Origin of the sequence: Sphingopyxis sp. (genome assembly GCF_040216815.1) — a bacterium.
GTDB lineage: Bacteria > Pseudomonadota > Alphaproteobacteria > Sphingomonadales > Sphingomonadaceae > Sphingopyxis.
On sequence record NZ_JAVJOJ010000004.1, the window covers coordinates 1 to 14,923 of the forward strand.

Annotated in this window: 20 protein-coding genes; 13 read left to right on the forward strand and 7 right to left on the reverse strand. The window is 64.2% G+C overall.

The genetic code is table 11. The annotated features are described in order from the left end of the window. Positions 1-286 precede the first annotated feature (286 nt). Positions 287-469, forward strand: a complete 183-nt coding sequence (locus tag RIA72_RS03760; protein ID WP_350031034.1) for a DUF3008 family protein — start codon at positions 287-289, stop codon at positions 467-469. A 3-nt stretch (positions 470-472) separates the two neighbouring features. On the opposite strand, the gene RIA72_RS03765 is transcribed toward RIA72_RS03760, so the two are convergent. Continuing rightward, positions 473-1,987 (reverse strand): flavin-containing monooxygenase, encoded by a 1,515-nt coding sequence (locus RIA72_RS03765; RefSeq protein WP_350031035.1) that lies wholly within the window; start codon positions 1,985-1,987, stop codon positions 473-475. 193 nt (positions 1,988-2,180) lie between these two features. Between RIA72_RS03765 and RIA72_RS03770 the strand changes: the two genes are divergently transcribed. Beyond that, positions 2,181-3,305, forward strand: a complete 1,125-nt coding sequence (locus RIA72_RS03770; protein ID WP_350031036.1) for a DUF47 family protein — start codon at positions 2,181-2,183, stop codon at positions 3,303-3,305. A gap of 15 nt (positions 3,306-3,320) precedes the next feature. Continuing rightward, positions 3,321-4,334 (forward strand): inorganic phosphate transporter, encoded by a 1,014-nt coding sequence (locus RIA72_RS03775; protein ID WP_350031037.1) that lies wholly within the window; start codon positions 3,321-3,323, stop codon positions 4,332-4,334. 4 nt (positions 4,335-4,338) lie between these two features. Here the strand turns inward: RIA72_RS03775 and rimO are convergent, their stop codons facing one another. After that, the gene (rimO, locus tag RIA72_RS03780; RefSeq protein ID WP_350031038.1) at positions 4,339-5,709 is read right to left on the reverse strand and encodes a 30S ribosomal protein S12 methylthiotransferase RimO; all 1,371 of its coding nucleotides are present in this window, start codon (positions 5,707-5,709) and stop codon (positions 4,339-4,341) included. A gap of 155 nt (positions 5,710-5,864) precedes the next feature. Here rimO and RIA72_RS03785 point away from each other — a divergent pair, with 155 nt between their 5' ends. Next, complete coding sequence (locus RIA72_RS03785) at positions 5,865-6,266, forward strand: DUF1761 domain-containing protein (protein ID WP_350031039.1); 402 nt, start codon at positions 5,865-5,867, stop codon at positions 6,264-6,266. Positions 6,267-6,282: 16 nt separating this feature from the next. On the opposite strand, the gene RIA72_RS03790 is transcribed toward RIA72_RS03785, so the two are convergent. The 3 genes from RIA72_RS03790 to serS all read right to left on the reverse strand — a co-directional run bounded on the left by RIA72_RS03790 (position 6,283) and on the right by serS (position 9,554). Next, complete coding sequence (locus RIA72_RS03790) at positions 6,283-7,350, reverse strand: potassium channel family protein (RefSeq protein WP_350031040.1); 1,068 nt, start codon at positions 7,348-7,350, stop codon at positions 6,283-6,285. Positions 7,351-7,383: 33 nt separating this feature from the next. Next, positions 7,384-8,148 (reverse strand): 5'/3'-nucleotidase SurE, encoded by a 765-nt coding sequence (gene surE / locus RIA72_RS03795; RefSeq protein WP_350031041.1) that lies wholly within the window; start codon positions 8,146-8,148, stop codon positions 7,384-7,386. A 125-nt stretch (positions 8,149-8,273) separates the two neighbouring features. Continuing rightward, on the reverse strand, positions 8,274-9,554 hold the full coding sequence (gene serS / locus RIA72_RS03800; RefSeq protein WP_350031042.1) for a serine--tRNA ligase: 1,281 nt from the start codon (positions 9,552-9,554) through the stop codon (positions 8,274-8,276). Between the two features lie 128 nt (positions 9,555-9,682). On the opposite strand from serS, the gene RIA72_RS03805 reads away from it, so the two are divergent. The 4 genes from RIA72_RS03805 to RIA72_RS03820 all read left to right on the forward strand — a co-directional run bounded on the left by RIA72_RS03805 (position 9,683) and on the right by RIA72_RS03820 (position 12,308). Then, a complete protein-coding gene (locus tag RIA72_RS03805) occupies positions 9,683-10,669 on the forward strand; it encodes a hypothetical protein (protein ID WP_350031043.1) in 987 nt (328 codons plus the stop codon). A gap of 54 nt (positions 10,670-10,723) precedes the next feature. Continuing rightward, complete coding sequence (locus tag RIA72_RS03810; RefSeq protein ID WP_350031044.1) at positions 10,724-11,131, forward strand: hypothetical protein; 408 nt, start codon at positions 10,724-10,726, stop codon at positions 11,129-11,131. Positions 11,132-11,371: 240 nt separating this feature from the next. Then, positions 11,372-11,833 (forward strand): RNA polymerase-binding protein DksA, encoded by a 462-nt coding sequence (gene dksA, locus RIA72_RS03815; RefSeq protein ID WP_350031045.1) that lies wholly within the window; start codon positions 11,372-11,374, stop codon positions 11,831-11,833. Positions 11,834-11,918: 85 nt separating this feature from the next. After that, on the forward strand, positions 11,919-12,308 hold the full coding sequence (locus RIA72_RS03820) for a PilZ domain-containing protein (RefSeq protein WP_350031046.1): 390 nt from the start codon (positions 11,919-11,921) through the stop codon (positions 12,306-12,308). Positions 12,309-12,353: 45 nt separating this feature from the next. Here RIA72_RS03820 and RIA72_RS03825 read toward each other — a convergent pair whose 3' ends face one another. Then, positions 12,354-12,512 (reverse strand): DUF465 domain-containing protein, encoded by a 159-nt coding sequence (locus RIA72_RS03825; RefSeq protein WP_350031047.1) that lies wholly within the window; start codon positions 12,510-12,512, stop codon positions 12,354-12,356. A 124-nt stretch (positions 12,513-12,636) separates the two neighbouring features. Between RIA72_RS03825 and RIA72_RS03830 the strand changes: the two genes are divergently transcribed. From RIA72_RS03830 to RIA72_RS03850, 5 genes are all read left to right on the forward strand, one after another. Next, the gene (locus RIA72_RS03830; protein ID WP_350031048.1) at positions 12,637-12,834 is read left to right on the forward strand and encodes a YdcH family protein; all 198 of its coding nucleotides are present in this window, start codon (positions 12,637-12,639) and stop codon (positions 12,832-12,834) included. 110 nt (positions 12,835-12,944) lie between these two features. Then, a complete protein-coding gene (locus RIA72_RS03835; protein WP_350031049.1) occupies positions 12,945-13,406 on the forward strand; it encodes a DUF1465 family protein in 462 nt (153 codons plus the stop codon). A 95-nt stretch (positions 13,407-13,501) separates the two neighbouring features. Beyond that, positions 13,502-13,642, forward strand: a complete 141-nt coding sequence (locus tag RIA72_RS03840; protein ID WP_350031050.1) for a hypothetical protein — start codon at positions 13,502-13,504, stop codon at positions 13,640-13,642. A gap of 38 nt (positions 13,643-13,680) precedes the next feature. Beyond that, positions 13,681-14,373 (forward strand): DsbA family oxidoreductase, encoded by a 693-nt coding sequence (locus RIA72_RS03845; RefSeq protein ID WP_502957932.1) that lies wholly within the window; start codon positions 13,681-13,683, stop codon positions 14,371-14,373. Between the two features lie 122 nt (positions 14,374-14,495). Beyond that, the gene (locus tag RIA72_RS03850) at positions 14,496-14,735 is read left to right on the forward strand and encodes a DUF2171 domain-containing protein (RefSeq protein ID WP_350031052.1); all 240 of its coding nucleotides are present in this window, start codon (positions 14,496-14,498) and stop codon (positions 14,733-14,735) included. Positions 14,736-14,760: 25 nt separating this feature from the next. Here RIA72_RS03850 and RIA72_RS03855 read toward each other — a convergent pair whose 3' ends face one another. Beyond that, positions 14,761-14,916: a hypothetical protein gene (locus RIA72_RS03855; RefSeq protein WP_350031053.1), complete on the reverse strand. Its 156-nt coding sequence runs from the start codon at positions 14,914-14,916 to the stop codon at positions 14,761-14,763. Positions 14,917-14,923 lie beyond the last annotated feature (7 nt).

Below are 14,923 nucleotides of genomic sequence, written 5' to 3' on the forward strand. Positions count from 1 at the left end.
CCACGCTCGAGGTTTGAAGCGATTTTGTTCAGTGCGAGGCGGAAAGGCGAAGGGATATGTCGATATTTCAAGACTTTCCAACGAAGCAATGGACAAAATCGATCAAATCCCCCCTCTCGCTTACCTGGGGGGACGCCGAAATGGCTTCGATATCGAACCTTCGCGGCCTTGCGGGTAGCAATGCTACCCGCGGCACCCGCAAAGGCCCGATATCTTCGCCATTTCGACGCCTCGAGCGTGGAATTAATGGGTCCTGACCCTAGCGGGGCGGCAAAGGAGAAAGACCATGCCAGCCAAATCGAAAGCGCAGCAGAAAGCCGCTGGCGCTGCGCTCAGCGCCAAGCGCGGCGACACGCCGAAGTCGAAACTCAAAGGCGCATCGAAAGAGATGGCCGAAAGCATGACCGAAGAGCAGCTTGAGGATTTCGCCAAAGGCTCGACGAAGGGAAAGCCCGATCGCGTCGGATAATCCTTATTCGGCGGCCTCGAGTTCCGCCGGGGTCGCCGCCGCCGCCTTTGCCCTCGCATGGCTAAAGGTCAAAACGCCGTCGTCGATCGCGCCCGTGCGCATGTCGATCCGGTCCTGGACATAATTCTGACTGAGGCGCCACGGCAGCGACGCCGTACTCTTTGGCATGATATGCAGCGATCGCTGGATATAGCCGGACGAGAAGTCGAAGACATTTTCTTCTTCCAGGCTCGACGGATCGGCAAGCACCGGGGTCGCGACGTCGGTATCCGTCGCTTTCATGTGGTTGAGGACGCGGCAGACATATTCCGAAACGATGTCGGCGCGCAGCGTCCAGCTGGCGTTCAAATACCCGAACACCGCCGAGAAATTGGGGACGTTCGAGAACATGCACGCCTTGTAATAGAAATGGTCGTGCCAATTGACGGGGGCGCCGTCGACGCGAACCGGGATCTTGCCCGCCACCGCGAGCTTGAGCCCCGTTGCGGTGATGATGATGTCGGCATCGAGGTGCTTGCCCGATTTGAGCTGGATGCCCCGTGCATCGAACCGCTCGATATGATCGGTTACGACCGACGCCTTGCCGGCCTTCATCGCTTCAAAGAAGTCGGCGTCGGGGACAAGGCAGAGCCGCTGTTCCCACGGATTATAGGGCGGCGTGAAGGCTTCGGCATCATATCGGTCGCCGAGGCTTGCTTTCAGCTTCTTGGTCAGGAACTCCTTGACCTTCTCCGGCTTTTCGCGCGCGCGGCGGAAGGCGAGGTCCTGCAGGCGCACATTTTTGAAGCGCGTGATCTTGTACGCCAGCTTTTCGGGCAGGATCTTGCGCAAAAAATTGGCGAACGCGTCCTTTGCCGGGCGGATGAAATACCAGGTGGGGGTGCGCTGGAGCATCGTGACATGGGTGGCTTCGCGCATGGACGGAACGATTGTCACCGCGGTGGCGCCCGATCCGATCACCACGACCTTCTTGTCCTTGTAATCAAGATCCTTTGGCCAGAATTGCGGGTGGATAATCTGTCCCTCAAAATCCTCGCGCCCGGCGAACCCGGCGTCGAAGGGCTCGTCATAGTCGTAATAGCCCGAACCGAGGTAGAGCCAGCGCGCGGTGGTCGTCGAGACCTTTCCGTGACTGTCCTCCATCGTCACGGTCCAGCGCGCGGCTGCGCTATCCCAATCGGCACCGACCACCTTGCGGTCGAAGCGGATATGCTCGCGGATATGGCGCTCGTCGACGATGCGGTTCAGATATTCAAGGATCGCGGGGCCGTCGGCGATCGATTTTTCGTGCTTCCACGGCTCGAAGATGAAACCCAGCGTGTGCATGTCGCTGTCGGAACGGATGCCGGGATAGCGGAAAAGATCCCAGGTGCCGCCAAGTTGCGCCCGCCGTTCGACAAGCGCGAAGCTTCGATCGGGACAGTTCATCTGGAGATGGACCGCCATGCCGATCCCCGAAATGCCCGCGCCGACGATCAGTACATCCTGATCCACGGAACCCGCCGTGTTCGTCATCATGTCATCTCCCAGTCGTCTTTTGCAGGCAGCTTACGCACCGCGTTGCATTTTGCAATCGAATTGACGTTTACGGAAACCGGCGCGCCCATGCGCAGCCCGGCTTGTGGCTGTCACAAAAATGTCATAGGCGCGAAACCCGTTTGTCACCGTTCGGCCCGCCCGCCGCGCTAACCCATGGAAAGGATGGAGCCTAATGCGTCAGATCGCCGTCCTTCCCTATCGATTCGGCGGCCCCGCGCAGGATGGGCCGACCGAAATCCTGCTGATCACCTCGCGCGAGACGAAGCGCTGGGTGATCCCCAAGGGCAATCCACTGACCGGGATGGAGCGCCACGCGGCCGCCGCGATCGAGGCGGAAGAGGAGGCGGGCGTGATCGGCGCCGTCTGCCCGACGCCGATCGGTAGTTATGAATATCGCAAGCGCCGCGCGAACGGCGCGTCGATCATGTATCATGTCGAGGTCTTTCCGCTCGCCGTCACCAACGAGCTTCACGAGTGGAAGGAAATGGACGAGCGCGAGCGCCAATGGTTTTCGTTCCGCGACGCCGCCGCCGCGGTCGACGAGGCCGATTTGCAGGCGCTGATCCGATCCTTTGGCGACGGCGGTTTCCGTGCGGTCGCGCAGCCGCGCGACGTGGTCCAGAATATGAGCGACAAGACAGGGGTAAGCCGGATGTTCGCATGGTTCCAGCGCTTGTTGCCGCGCCAGGGAAATTTCTTCGAGCTGTTTGAAAGCCACGCCGCGACGCTCGTGGCCGGCGCGAACGCCTTGTCGCGGATGCTGCAGGGCGGCGAGGGCATGAAGGATCACGTCCAGGAAATCATCGAGCGTGAACATGATGCCGACGCGATTACGCGCGAAGTGCTCCAGACCGTCCGCCGCACCTTTTTGACGCCGTTCGACCGCAGCGCGATCACCGACCTGATCGCCTCGATGGATGACGCGATCGACGAGATGCAGAAGACCGCCGGCGCGGTCGACCTTTATGACGTCACCGAGTTCGAACCCGAAATGCGCGACATTGCCGGCATCATCGTCGATGCGGCACGCTTGACGGCGGAAGCGCTGCCGTTGCTGCGCAATATCGGCGCCAACGGCCCGCGGCTCCACGAACTGACCGAGCGGCTGGTGCGGATGGAGGGCCATGCCGACGAGATTCACGCGGCAGGACTGAAACGCCTGTTCCGCGAACATGGGGAGGCGAATCCCACACGCTTCCTGATCGCGCGCGAGCTGTTCCGTCACCTTGAGCGCGTGACCGACAGTTTCGAGGATGTCGCAAACGAAATCGACGGTCTCGTCATCGACCACGCATAAGCGGGGGCGTCTTCCATGTACGAACTCGCTCTACCGCTTCTCGTCGGCCTCGTCATTCTGGCGCTGGCATTCGATTTCCTCAACGGGCTGCACGACGCGGCGAACAGTATCGCAACGGTGGTCGCGACGCGGCTGCTCAAGCCCGTACAGGCCGTACTCTTCGCGGCGTTTTTCAACTTCGCCGCCTATTTCCTGAGCCTTGCCTTTCCGGCGCTCCACAAGGTCGCCGAAACGATCGGTGCCGGACTGATCGACAAGGATCTGGTGACGCCTGCGGTGGTGTTCGGCGCGCTGATCGGCGCGATGTTCTGGAACATCGTTACCTGGCTGAAAGGTATCCCCTCTTCGTCGAGCCACGCGCTCGTCGGCGGGATCGTCGGCGCGGGGGTCGCGCACGCGGGGTTCGAAGGCATCCAGTGGACCGGGCTTAACAAGACGGTCGTTGCGATCTTCCTGTCGCCGATGCTCGGCATGTTCCTTGCGATGCTGGTGATGCTGGTGAGCAGCTGGGCGTTGCACCGCGCGACGGCGAAAGCCGCCGAATCGACCTTTCGATATCTCCACCTCTTTTCATCGGCAGCCTATTCGCTGAGCCATGGCCTCAATGATGCGCAAAAGACGATGGGGATCATCGCCGTGCTGCTCTATTCGACCGGCTATCTGTCGGGCGATTTCCATGTGCCGCACTGGGTCGCCTTTGCCTGCTATGTCGCGATCGCGCTCGGCACGCTGTCGGGCGGGTGGAAAATCATCGAAACGATGGGCGGTCGGATTACCAAGCTGTCGCACCATCAGGGCTTTGCCGCCTCGACCGGCGGGTCGATCATGGTATTCACCGCCAGCCTGCTCGGCATCCCCGTATCGACGACGCATACGATCACGGGCAGCATCATCGGCGCCGGCGTCGCGCGGCGGGCGAGCGCCGTGCGCTGGGGCGTCGCGGGCAACGTCATCGCCGCCTGGTTCATCACCATCCCGGCGAGCGCCGTAGTGGCGGCGCTTTTCTATAGTCTGACGCGGCTGTTCTGAGACGTCAGGGCGCGACGGCGCCGAACAGGTCGTGCTCGTCGGCGTCCTCGACAAGCACGTCGACGATATCGCCGGCCTTCAGCGTGGCGGCGACATCGCGCAGATAGACGTGGCCGTCGATTTCGGGCGCGTCGGCCTGGCTGCGGCCAGTGGCGCCGATGCTGCCTTCTTCGTCCGCTTCGCCGACCTCGTCGATGATGACCGGGATGCTGCGGCCGACCTTTGCGGCCAGCTTGGCGGCGCTGATCGCGGCGGTTTTCGCCATGATGCGCTGGAAACGCTCTTCCTTCACCTCTTCGGGCACCGGATCGGGCAGGGCATTCGCCTGCGCACCCGCAACGGGTTCGAAGCGGAAGGCGCCGACGCGGTCGAGTTGCGCCTCGTCGAGCCAGTCGAGGAGATATTGGAAATCCTCTTCGGTCTCGCCCGGAAAGCCGACGACGAAGCTGGAGCGGATCGCGATGTCGGGTGCCATCGCGCGCCAATTCTTGAGCCGGTCGAGCACCTTGGCTTCGTTCGCGGGGCGCTTCATGCGCTTAAGCACCCTGGGGCTTGCGTGCTGAAAGGGGATGTCGAGATAGGGGGTGAGCAGCCCGTCGGCCATCAGCGGGATCACCGCATCGACATGCGGATAGGGATAGACATAGTGGAGGCGGACCCACGGCGCGCGGCCTTCGCCCGTCCTCAATTGCCCCAGTTCGCGCGCAAGGTCGGTCATGTGCGCGCGCACTTCGCGGCCCTTCCATTCGCGGACATCGTGCCGGATATCAACGCCATAAGCCGAAGTATCCTGGCTGATGACGAGCAATTCCTTCGTCCCGGCCGCAACCAGCTTTTCGGCCTCGCGCAGCACCGCATCGACGCGGCGCGACACCAGTTTTCCGCGCAGATCGGGGATGATGCAGAAGGCGCAGCTATGGTTGCAGCCTTCGGAGATCTTGAGATAGCTATAGTGCCGGGGGGTCAGTTTCAGCCCGCCTTCGGGCACCAGATCGACGAAAGGCCCTTGCGTCGGCGGCGCGGCGTCGTGGACCGCTTCCACCACCTGTTCATATTGATGCGCGCCGGTGACGGCGAGCACATCGGGAAAGCGCGCGCGGATCGCCTCCGCCTCGTTGCCCATGCATCCGGTGACGATGACGCGGCCGTTCTCGGCCATCGCCTCGCCGATCGCCTCAAGGCTTTCCTCCTTCGCCGAATCGAGGAAGCCGCAGGTGTTGACGAGCACGACGTCGGCCCCCGCATAGTCGGGCGAGAGGCCATAGCCGTCGGCGCGGAGCTTGGTCAGGATCCGTTCGCTGTCGACCAGTGCCTTCGGGCAGCCGAGCGAAACCATGCCGACCTTCGGCTGGGTGGGGAGCGTTTTGACTGTCATGATCGGCGGCGCCATAGGCGATTTTGCGGCACTTGTCACGCGGGCAGCGCGGCGGCCGACGAAGCGGCAGCCAATCGAGAAGGGACACGATCCCGATTGCCGCCCCGGCAGAGGAAGGCCTATGGAAGACGGGCAGAAAATATGGGGAGGTTCCAATGGCAAATTTGAGCTGGATCGCAATCATCGTCGCGGCGATGGCAGGCTTTGCGGTGGGCGGCATCTGGTACGGGCCGTTGTTCGGCAAGGCGTGGATGAAGGAACGTGGCTTCACCGAAGAGGAGCTGAAGCAAGGCAATTTTGCATTGATCTATGGCGCCGCCCTTGCCTTCAGCATCGTGTCGGCGATTTTCCTGGGGCATCTCCTTGCCCATTTCGGCGAGATGAGCGCGCGATCGACGATGATGATTTCGATCGGCATCGCGCTCGGCTTTATCGTCCCGGCGATCGGCACCAACTATCTGTTCAGCCGCGGCAGCGTCCGGCTGTTCGCGATCGACGCCGGTTACTGGCTGCTCTTTTACGCGGCGATGGGCGCGATCTTCGTGCTTCTGGGCTGATCGCAGGGGCACGCCGTCAGGCGGCGGGCGCCTCCGTTTCGCTATCCTCGCTGCGAACGACCTCGACGATGAAGTCGCCGCGTTCGAGCCGCTGCGCCTGCGGCTCCCAAAAGCCGTAGGGCGTGCCGGCGCGATAGATGCGCAGTCCGCGCCCGCCGCTCGCCAGTTCGTCGATGCTGCGCCCGATTTCCTGGGCCGCGACCTGCCGTTCGCGAAGCTGGACGCGGCCGCCGATGCTGGCGAGGTCGGCCATATAATCGGCGACGTGCGCGCCCTGCGCCGATCCCGCCAGCAACAGGCCGGTGAAATTGACCGGGTTGATGACATTGTTCGCACCCGCCTGCCGCGCGAGCAGCTCATTGTCCTGCGCGCGGATGACGACGCTGATCGGCACGCGCGGCGCCAGGTGGCGGACCGTGAGCACGATCAGGATCGAGGTGTCGTCGCGCCCTGCCGACACGAGCACCGACTGCGCCTCTGCCACGCGCACGTCGACCAGCGTTTCGTCGTTCGAGGCATCGCCGACAAGCACATTGCATCCCGCCGCCTCGGCGGCGTTGATGCGCGCCGACGACTGGTCGATGACGACGATGCACGAGGGGTCGGTGCCGCGCTCGATCAGCTCGCGCACCGCCTCGGCGCCGCTGACGCCATAGCCGAGGACGACAATGTGATTGGTGAGCTTGGACTGAATGCGGGCCATGCGCCATTTTTCCCATGTGCGTTTGATAACGAAATTATAGGCGGTGCCGACAAAGATGAAGAGTACCGCAATGCGGATCGGCGTCACGATCACCGCCTCGATCAGTCGCGAGCGGTCCGATGTGGGGGCGATGTCGCCGAATCCCGTCGTCGTGACCGAAATCATCGTGAAATAGACGACGTCGAGGAAGCTGATGTGGCCGTCATAATGGTCGATCAGCCCGTCCCGGTCGATCCAGTGGACCAGCACGACGATGCCGATGAGCGCGAAGGCGATGCCCAGCCGCGTGACAACATCGGCCCAGATCGGCCATTTGCTTGCCCGTTTGAGCAGGTGAAAACCGCTCTGCACATGCAGCCGGGAGGAGGGCCTTTTGCTCATCGCAGCCCTTGTGCCAAAGCCGCGCGGCGAAGGCTAGCCGGCATAGGCGGCGCGCAGCACGGCGAGCGATGGATCGTGCGTCAGGTCGAGCTGGAGCGGCGTGACCGAGATGAAGCGGTCGTCGATCGCTTCAAGGTCGCTGTCGTGGCCCAGGCTGTGTTCGATCCCGTGCAGGCCGAACCAGTAATAGGGATAGCCGCGGGGATCGGTGCCCTCGACGATCGAGCCGCGGCCATAGTCGTGAAACCCCTGCCGCGTGACGCGGATGCCCTGGACTTCGGCTGCCGGGATCGCGGGAAAATTGATGTTGATCAGCGTGCGCGGCGCCATGTCCATGGCAAGCAACGGCGCGAGCACCTTGGCGCCCCATTGCTCGGCGGCTTCGAAGGGCACGCTGTCGCCCATGCCCTCGCGCGCATAGACTTGGCTGAGCGCGATGGCGCGGATGCCCGCAAGCGCCCCCTCGATCGCCGCCGAGACAGTCCCCGAATAGGTGATGTCGTCACCCAGGTTCGCGCCGCGATTGACGCCCGACAGGATGAGGTCGGGCCTTTCGGGCATCAGCTTGCCGATCGCCATCATCACCGAATCGGTCGGTGTGCCGCTGCACGACCAGCGGCGCTCGCCGTGCTGACGGATACGCACGGGGCGCGACAGGGTAAGCGAATGGCCGGCGCCCGACTGTTCCTCGGCGGGAGCACAGACCCAGATGTCGTCGGAAAGCTGGCGTGCGATGGCTTCGAGTACCGCCATGCCGGGGGCGTGATAGCCGTCGTCGTTGGTGAGGAGGATGCGCATTATTTTCTCTTTCTCGGTTCCGTTCGCATCGAGCGAAGTCGAGATGCCCATCGGAATGGCGCAAGGCCGCGGGGTGTCTCGACTTCGCTCGACACGAACGGGAAAATGAGGTCAGCTTAACCTTGTCAGTCCAAAGGTGTAAGTTTCGTGATCCCGCCCATATAGGGGTGGAGCGCCGCGGGAATATCGACGCTGCCGTCGGCCTGCTGGTAGTTTTCGAGGATCGCGACGAGCGTGCGCCCGACCGCGAGGCCCGAGCCGTTCAGCGTGTGGACGAACTCGTTGCCCTTGGCGCCCTCGCGCCGGAAGCGCGTGTTCATGCGGCGCGCCTGGAAGTCGCCGCAGTTCGAACAGCTCGAAATCTCGCGATAGGCGTTCTGGCCGGGCAACCAGACTTCAAGGTCATAGGTCTTGCGCGCAGCAAAACCCATGTCGCCTGCGCACAGCAGCATCTTGCGATAGGGCAGATCGAGCGCTTCGAGGATGCTTTCCGCGGCGCGCGTCTTGCGTTCGAGTTCGGCGTCGCTGTCCTCCGGCCGGGTGATCGAGACGAGTTCGACCTTCCAGAATTGATGCTGGCGGATATAGCCGCGCGTGTCGCGCCCCGCCGACCCGGCCTCCGACCGAAAACAGGGGGTGAGCGCGGTCATGCGGACCGGCAGGTCGGCCTCGGCAAGTATCTCCTCGCGCACCGCGTTGGTCAGGCTCATTTCGGAAGTCGAGATCAGCCACATGCCGTCGGTCGTCTGGAACAGATCTTCGCGGAACTTCGGGAGCTGCGTCGTCCCGAAAGCGGCGTCGTCGCGGACCAGCAACGGCGTCGCGCATTCGCGGTAGCCCGCCTCGACCGTCTGCTTGTCGAGCATGAACTGACCGAGCGCGCGTTCGAGGCGCGCCATCGGGCCTTTGAGGAAGGCAAAGCGCGCGCCCGACATTTTCGCCGCGGTTTCGAAATCGAGCCCGAGCGCCGGGGCGAAGTCGGCATGTTCCTGCGGTTCAAAGTCGAATGTTCGCGGCGTACCCCAGCGCGATATTTCGACATTGCCCTCCTCGTCCGCGCCGTCGGGCACATCGTCGGCGGGCAGGTTGGGGAGCGCGGCCAGCCTGTCCTGAAGCGCCCCGAGCTGTGCGCGTTCTTCCTCTTCTCTGGCGGGGAGAGTGGCTTTCAGCTCGGCGACCTCGGCCTTCAAGGCTTCGGCCGTGTTCCTGTCGCCCTGCGCCATCGCCTGTCCGATCAGCTTCGAGGCTTCGTTGCGGCGGGCGAGGGCGGCCTGGATCTCGGTCTGCAGCGCGCGGAGCGCGGCGTCGGCGGCGAGGATGTCGTCGGACAGGGGCGCGAGACCGCGGCGTGCGAGGCCGGCGTCGAAGGCTTGGGGATTGTCGCGGATCAGGCGGATGTCATGCATGGCCACGCGCTATGACGTCCCCGCCCGGCGCGCGCAACCCCGTTGCACGGGCGCGGCGCGCGCAAAAAAGGGCCGCTCCGAAGAGCGGCCCTCAGTTCGGTGGCGCGGGTTGGCACACCCGGCCCCCAGTGGATACGGATCAGGCTGCGTCGGCGTCCTTGCCGTTGCGGTTCGCCGCGCGGCGGCGCGCGACCAGCGCGGCGGCGGCGGCGCCGAACAGGAGCAGCATCGGCGGAGCGGGAACGGGGGTCGGGTCGCCTGACGAACTGCTGGTGCTGCCGCCCGAGCTCGACGAGGAGGAACTCGAAGACGAAGAGCTGGATGAACTCGACGACGAGCTGCTGCTCGACGAGGACGACGAGCCGGTGCTGCCGGTCGAACCCCAGCTGCTGCTGCCGCCCGTTGCGCCCGACGAGGTTGCGCCGCTCGACGTGCTGCTCGACGAAGAGGAGGACGAAGAAGAACTGCTGCTTGACGATGAACTGCCCGATCCGCCCGAAGAGCTGCTGCTCGAGCCGCCCGAGCTGCCGCTCGAACCGGTGGACCCGCCCCAGCTCGAACTGCCGTGCGACGATCCGCCTTTCGACGAACTGCCGCCCGAGGAGGACGAGCTGGAAGAGGATGAGGACGAAGAGGAGCTCGACGACGAGCTGCTGCTCGAAGAGGAGGTGCTGACGCCGCCGGTCGAGGTCGAAACCCCACCCGTCGAAGTGCTGACCCCGCCGGTCGATGTGCTCACACCGCCCGTGGATGTCGAAACGCCGCCGGTCGACGTCGAAACACCGCCCGTCGAGGTCGTCGAGCTGATGCCGCCGGTGGAGGTTGAGGTTGATACACCGCCGGTTGAGGTCGAAACGCCACCCGTCGACGTTGAGGTGCTGACGCCGCCGGTCGAGGTCGATACGCCGCCCGAGGTGGAGCTGCTGGTCGTGCTGAGTCCGCCGGTGGTCGTCGAGGTCACGACGATGCTGCCGCTGCTGCCGCCCGAACTGCCGCCGAAAAAGCCGCCGAAAAACCCGCCGCCGAAACCGCCGCCAAAGCCGCCGCCGATCACGGTCACGCCGCCCCCGCTACCGCCGCCGCCTTCCCAGCCGGCCTGTGGGAAGGGTGCATAGGGGATCGGCGGCAGGGGGATCGTCTGCGTCACCACCTGCTGCTGCGGGGTCGCGGTGCGGATCACCTTCTTGGTGGTCACGACGCGGCGCACGCGCTTCACGGGCTTGCGCGCGGCATGGCGCTTGCGCACCACCTTCTTGCCGGTGCAGGGCGAGCATTTGGCCGTCTGCGCACGGGCCGCCGGAACGTCGGCGACCTGCATCGCGCCGCTGCCGATAATCGCGCCGCCGCAGGTGCACGCGCAAAGTTTGGCGAGGGCCATCCGGACAGACATAGATTTTCTCTCTTTCCCGTTGCAGGTGCGAAGCGCCAACGACCCGGCACCCTCCTTCACCTTTCGCTATGCAGCAGAAAGGCCAAAGCTTTGTGAACGCCGCAATCGCGTTAACCGCGTTTGCTTGTCCGACAGTGGGAAACCGGGCGCGAAATCAATCAAAATCGCCATATATGTCCCAAAATGAAACGTAAAATGCAATGATTCTATGCAATTGGTTAAAGTTCGGCCCCGAATGGCCGCAGATGCACCGTGGCGGTGGATGTGCAAAGGGTCCGGGAATCGCCGCCGGTTCATCGTCGCTTCACGCCATTTCACTATCTGGGGCTTCGGTGCTTGTATCGGCGTAAGCGGCTGGTTATAGGCGCGCCACTCCCTCGGTCGCTTTGCGGCAAACGGGTGACAGGAAAGGACACGAGAGCTCCTCATGCCGACCAAGATTGCCGATGTTGGCGCTGACGCGCTTCGCGAAGCCAGATCCAATCTCGATTCGGACTATGTCCCCAGCGACGACGAAGAGTTTATGAATGAGCGGCAGCAGGAATATTTCCGCGGCCTGCTCATCGCGTGGAAAAAGTCGATCCTGTCCGAAGCCGAATCGACGCTCGCGCACCTTCAGGACGGTCCGCTGCGCGAACCCGACCTTGCCGACCGCGCGTCGAGCGAGACCGACTGGGCGATCGAACTGAGAACGCGTGACCGTCAGCGCAAGCTGATCGCCAAGATCGATTCGGCGATTCGCCGGATCGACGAGGGCGAATATGGCTATTGCGCCGTGACGGGCGAGCCGATTTCGCTCGCGCGGCTCCAGGCGCGGCCGATCGCCACAATGACGCTGGAAGCGCAGGAGCGCCACGAGCGTAACGAGCGGATTTCGCGCGAGGATTGATCGCGCTTTCGCGCGCTTCATTTACGATTCGGCAACTACGGCCCCCTAGATTCCGTGCCGCAAAGACACGGAAATGGGGCGCAATATGGATTCGCAACGGCCGGCAACGGTGGACGAGGAGGTCGCGGCGCTGTCGCGCAGCGCTGACCGCGACAGCCTGTTCATGCAGGCCGCATTGACGCTCGGCGGGCGGCCCGAACCTGTAACGGTGCGTGTGCGCAACCTGTCGCCCGGCGGGATGCTCGCCGAGGCCAAGCTGGCGGTCGAGCAGGGAGCGGCGGTGGCGGTCGAGCTACGCAACGTCGGCGTCGTCGCGGGGCGCGTGATATGGGTTGGCGAGGACAAGTTCGGTATCGCATTCGAGCGGTCGATCGATCCGCAGGCGGTCCGCCGTCAGGTGGCCGCGCCGTCCGATCTGCCGGCGCATCTGCGGCGCACGGGCGCGATAGGGGGCCCCGTCTATCGCCGGCGCTGATGCGTCCTGCTGAGAGGGGGCATCGGCCGGCGACAGGGCTGGCGATCATCCGATCGCGAGCATTTCTTCCTTGAGTTTCAGCTTCTGCTTCTTGAGCTGCGCCAGCATACCCGTATCGGGGGCGGGGCGGCGTTCTTCGTTCGCAATTTTCGCATCGAGTTCCGCATGGCGGGACTTCAGGGTGGAAAGGTGCGACGTGCTCATTGGCATTCTCCTTTTCGACTCGATGGGCAAGACCAAGTAAATCACGAATCGGGCGCGATGTCGTGACGATTCGGTCAGTCGGTCCCCGTTGCGGACCAATGGTGAACGTGGCAGGGATGCGGGGGTGAGCCCCGAAGAGATCAGCCAGCGCCTCGAACTGCTCCGCATCGAGCATCGCGACCTCGATACGGCGATCATCGCGCTCGCGAGCGCGACGGTTGCCGATCAGTTGCAGCTCGCACGGCTCAAGAAACGCAAGCTCAAATTGCGCGACGAAATCGCGTGGTGCGAGGACCAGTTGCTGCCCGATATCATCGCCTGACCATCCGACTCAAAGCGGGACAGCCGCCGCGCCAGATTTCATGGTTAGCGCCATTGCCCGATGGGCGCGCTGCGTGGCATCTCCCGGACATGGCGGGTGAACGAGCAGATATGGCGGCGCTGGGCAGGCCCGTGCAGCGCGCGCAGGTCGAAAATCTCTATGTCGAGGCGATGCTGCTCGCCGATGAAGCGCACGCGGCCTTTGCGGCGCAGCGCGACCTTGGCCGTGCCGCGGGAAGCGCGCTGCACGGCGACGCGCTGGCGCAGGTGTCGCTGGCGTGCGAATCGCTGAAAACGACGACGCGGCTGATGCATAGCATCGCCTGGCTGCTCCACCGCCGCGCGATGCTGGCGGGCGATCCGGGCGCGGGACCAAACGACAGCGCGGCGCGGATCGGCGATCCGGTGGCTGCCGACTGGAGCATTTGCGCCGCGTTCGACGACTCGCTCTGCCGCGTCATCGCTGCGAGCGAACGGCTGTTCGAACGTATCGCGCTGCTGGAAGCCGGATGGGACGCGCCCGCGGTGACGCCGGTGCAGCATATGCTGGCGCGGCTCGAAGCGCGGCTTTGACGCGCGCCTTTGCGGCGCAAACTTGTCATTTTTCCCATTTTATGAACTATGGGTGCCGGGTCGCTTCTGTTTTCGAAAAAATGGGGGCGAAGCGCATGGCAGATGATGACAACGAGCGGGCGAAGTCGGACCGGCGAAAAGGCGATCGCCGCGTCGCCGACGATCCCGATTTCAAGGGGCCGGAGCGCCGCAAGGGCGACCGGCGAACGGGCAAGGGTCGCCGATCGGGCGATTGAACGCGCTGGCCGCCGTCGGCGCCGGCAGGAGCAATATGGTGAGCGAACCCGGCGTGCCGCGCCTGAGCGTCGATATCGTGTCCGACGTGATGTGCCCGTGGTGCATCATCGGCTGGCTGAAGTTCCGGCAGGTGATCGATCATTTTAAGGGGCGACTCGAGTTTCGCGTCCAGTGGCATCCATTCGAGCTCAACCCCGACATGCCGCCCGAGGGCGAGGATGCCGCCGCGCATGTCATGCGCAAATATGGCATCAGTGCCGAGCAGAGCCGCGCGAATAGCGAGCGGCTCGCCAACGTCGCGGGCGAGTTGGGCTTTGCCTTCAACCGCGGGCCCGATTTCAGGATGCGCAACAGCTTCGACGCGCACCGGCTGCTGACCTGGGCCGGAGCGAGCGAGGCGCCCGACCAAGCGGCGGCGACGGGGATTCAGACCGCGCTCAAGCTGGCGTTGTTCGCGGCGCATTTCACCGACAATCGCGATGTGAGCGACGCAGAGGTGCTCGTCGATGTCGCGGGCTCGGTCGGGCTCGACCGCGATCGTGCCGCGGCGATCCTGGCGTCGGACGAGTTCGGCGAGATGGTCCGTGCCGAAGAGGCCTGGTGGGTCGACCGCAACATCACCGGGGTGCCGGCGTTCGTCCTTGGCGGACAGATGCTGGTTCCGGGGGCGCAGGACGCCGACGTCTTCATCCGCGTGATCGAAAAGAAACTGCTCGCCGCCGCGGCTTGATCCGCCGGACGGCGCGCCGGCAGCGGCCATGATTTTCGGGCGCTTCGCCGCCTGTCATGGAGCCGACTCGCGCGCCGGGCTATTGTCGATAGGCTCGCTTCCGGGCAACAAGGAGACGAAAGATGGCCGAACACGACCATAGCGCAGTCAAGGAGCATATGGCCGTCATCGGCGCCGATGGCGTCCATGTCGGAACGGTCGATCATCTCGACGGCGAACGCATCAAATTGACCAGGGCCGACAGCGTCGACGGCAAGCATCATTACCTGCCCGCAGGGCTGGTCGCCGCGGTCGAGGGCGATACGGTGCGCCTGTCGGCCACTGCCGCGAACGCGATCGAGCTGTTCGAGGAAGCCGAATAGGCCACCCCTTCGGCGGCGCTGCGCGTCAGTGCGGGCGCGGCGCCGACGCGCCGGTGATCAGCTTGTTGAGCGTGGCGATGCGGCGCCGCGCCGCGGTCCAGTCGCGTTCGGGATGCGCCTGAATCTGGCTCAAGAGTATGCGAACCTCCTTGCGGCGGTCGCCTTCGGTTACGGCCTGCATGGGCTTT

Coding starts and splice junctions, on each gene's coding strand:
- RIA72_RS03760 (WP_350031034.1), top strand. CDS start 287: ATGCCAGCCAAATCGAAAGCGCAGCAGAAAGCCGCTGGCGCTGCGCTC.
- RIA72_RS03765 (WP_350031035.1), bottom strand. CDS start 1,987: ATGATGACGAACACGGCGGGTTCCGTGGATCAGGATGTACTGATCGTC.
- RIA72_RS03770 (WP_350031036.1), top strand. CDS start 2,181: ATGCGTCAGATCGCCGTCCTTCCCTATCGATTCGGCGGCCCCGCGCAG.
- RIA72_RS03775 (WP_350031037.1), top strand. CDS start 3,321: ATGTACGAACTCGCTCTACCGCTTCTCGTCGGCCTCGTCATTCTGGCG.
- rimO (WP_350031038.1), bottom strand. CDS start 5,709: ATGACAGTCAAAACGCTCCCCACCCAGCCGAAGGTCGGCATGGTTTCG.
- RIA72_RS03785 (WP_350031039.1), top strand. CDS start 5,865: ATGGCAAATTTGAGCTGGATCGCAATCATCGTCGCGGCGATGGCAGGC.
- RIA72_RS03790 (WP_350031040.1), bottom strand. CDS start 7,350: ATGAGCAAAAGGCCCTCCTCCCGGCTGCATGTGCAGAGCGGTTTTCAC.
- surE (WP_350031041.1), bottom strand. CDS start 8,148: ATGCGCATCCTCCTCACCAACGACGACGGCTATCACGCCCCCGGCATG.
- serS (WP_350031042.1), bottom strand. CDS start 9,554: ATGCATGACATCCGCCTGATCCGCGACAATCCCCAAGCCTTCGACGCC.
- dksA (WP_350031045.1), top strand. CDS start 11,372: ATGCCGACCAAGATTGCCGATGTTGGCGCTGACGCGCTTCGCGAAGCC.
- RIA72_RS03820 (WP_350031046.1), top strand. CDS start 11,919: ATGGATTCGCAACGGCCGGCAACGGTGGACGAGGAGGTCGCGGCGCTG.
- RIA72_RS03825 (WP_350031047.1), bottom strand. CDS start 12,512: ATGAGCACGTCGCACCTTTCCACCCTGAAGTCCCGCCATGCGGAACTC.
- RIA72_RS03835 (WP_350031049.1), top strand. CDS start 12,945: ATGGCGGCGCTGGGCAGGCCCGTGCAGCGCGCGCAGGTCGAAAATCTC.
- RIA72_RS03840 (WP_350031050.1), top strand. CDS start 13,502: ATGGCAGATGATGACAACGAGCGGGCGAAGTCGGACCGGCGAAAAGGC.
- RIA72_RS03850 (WP_350031052.1), top strand. CDS start 14,496: ATGGCCGAACACGACCATAGCGCAGTCAAGGAGCATATGGCCGTCATC.
- RIA72_RS03855 (WP_350031053.1), bottom strand. CDS start 14,916: ATGCAGGCCGTAACCGAAGGCGACCGCCGCAAGGAGGTTCGCATACTC.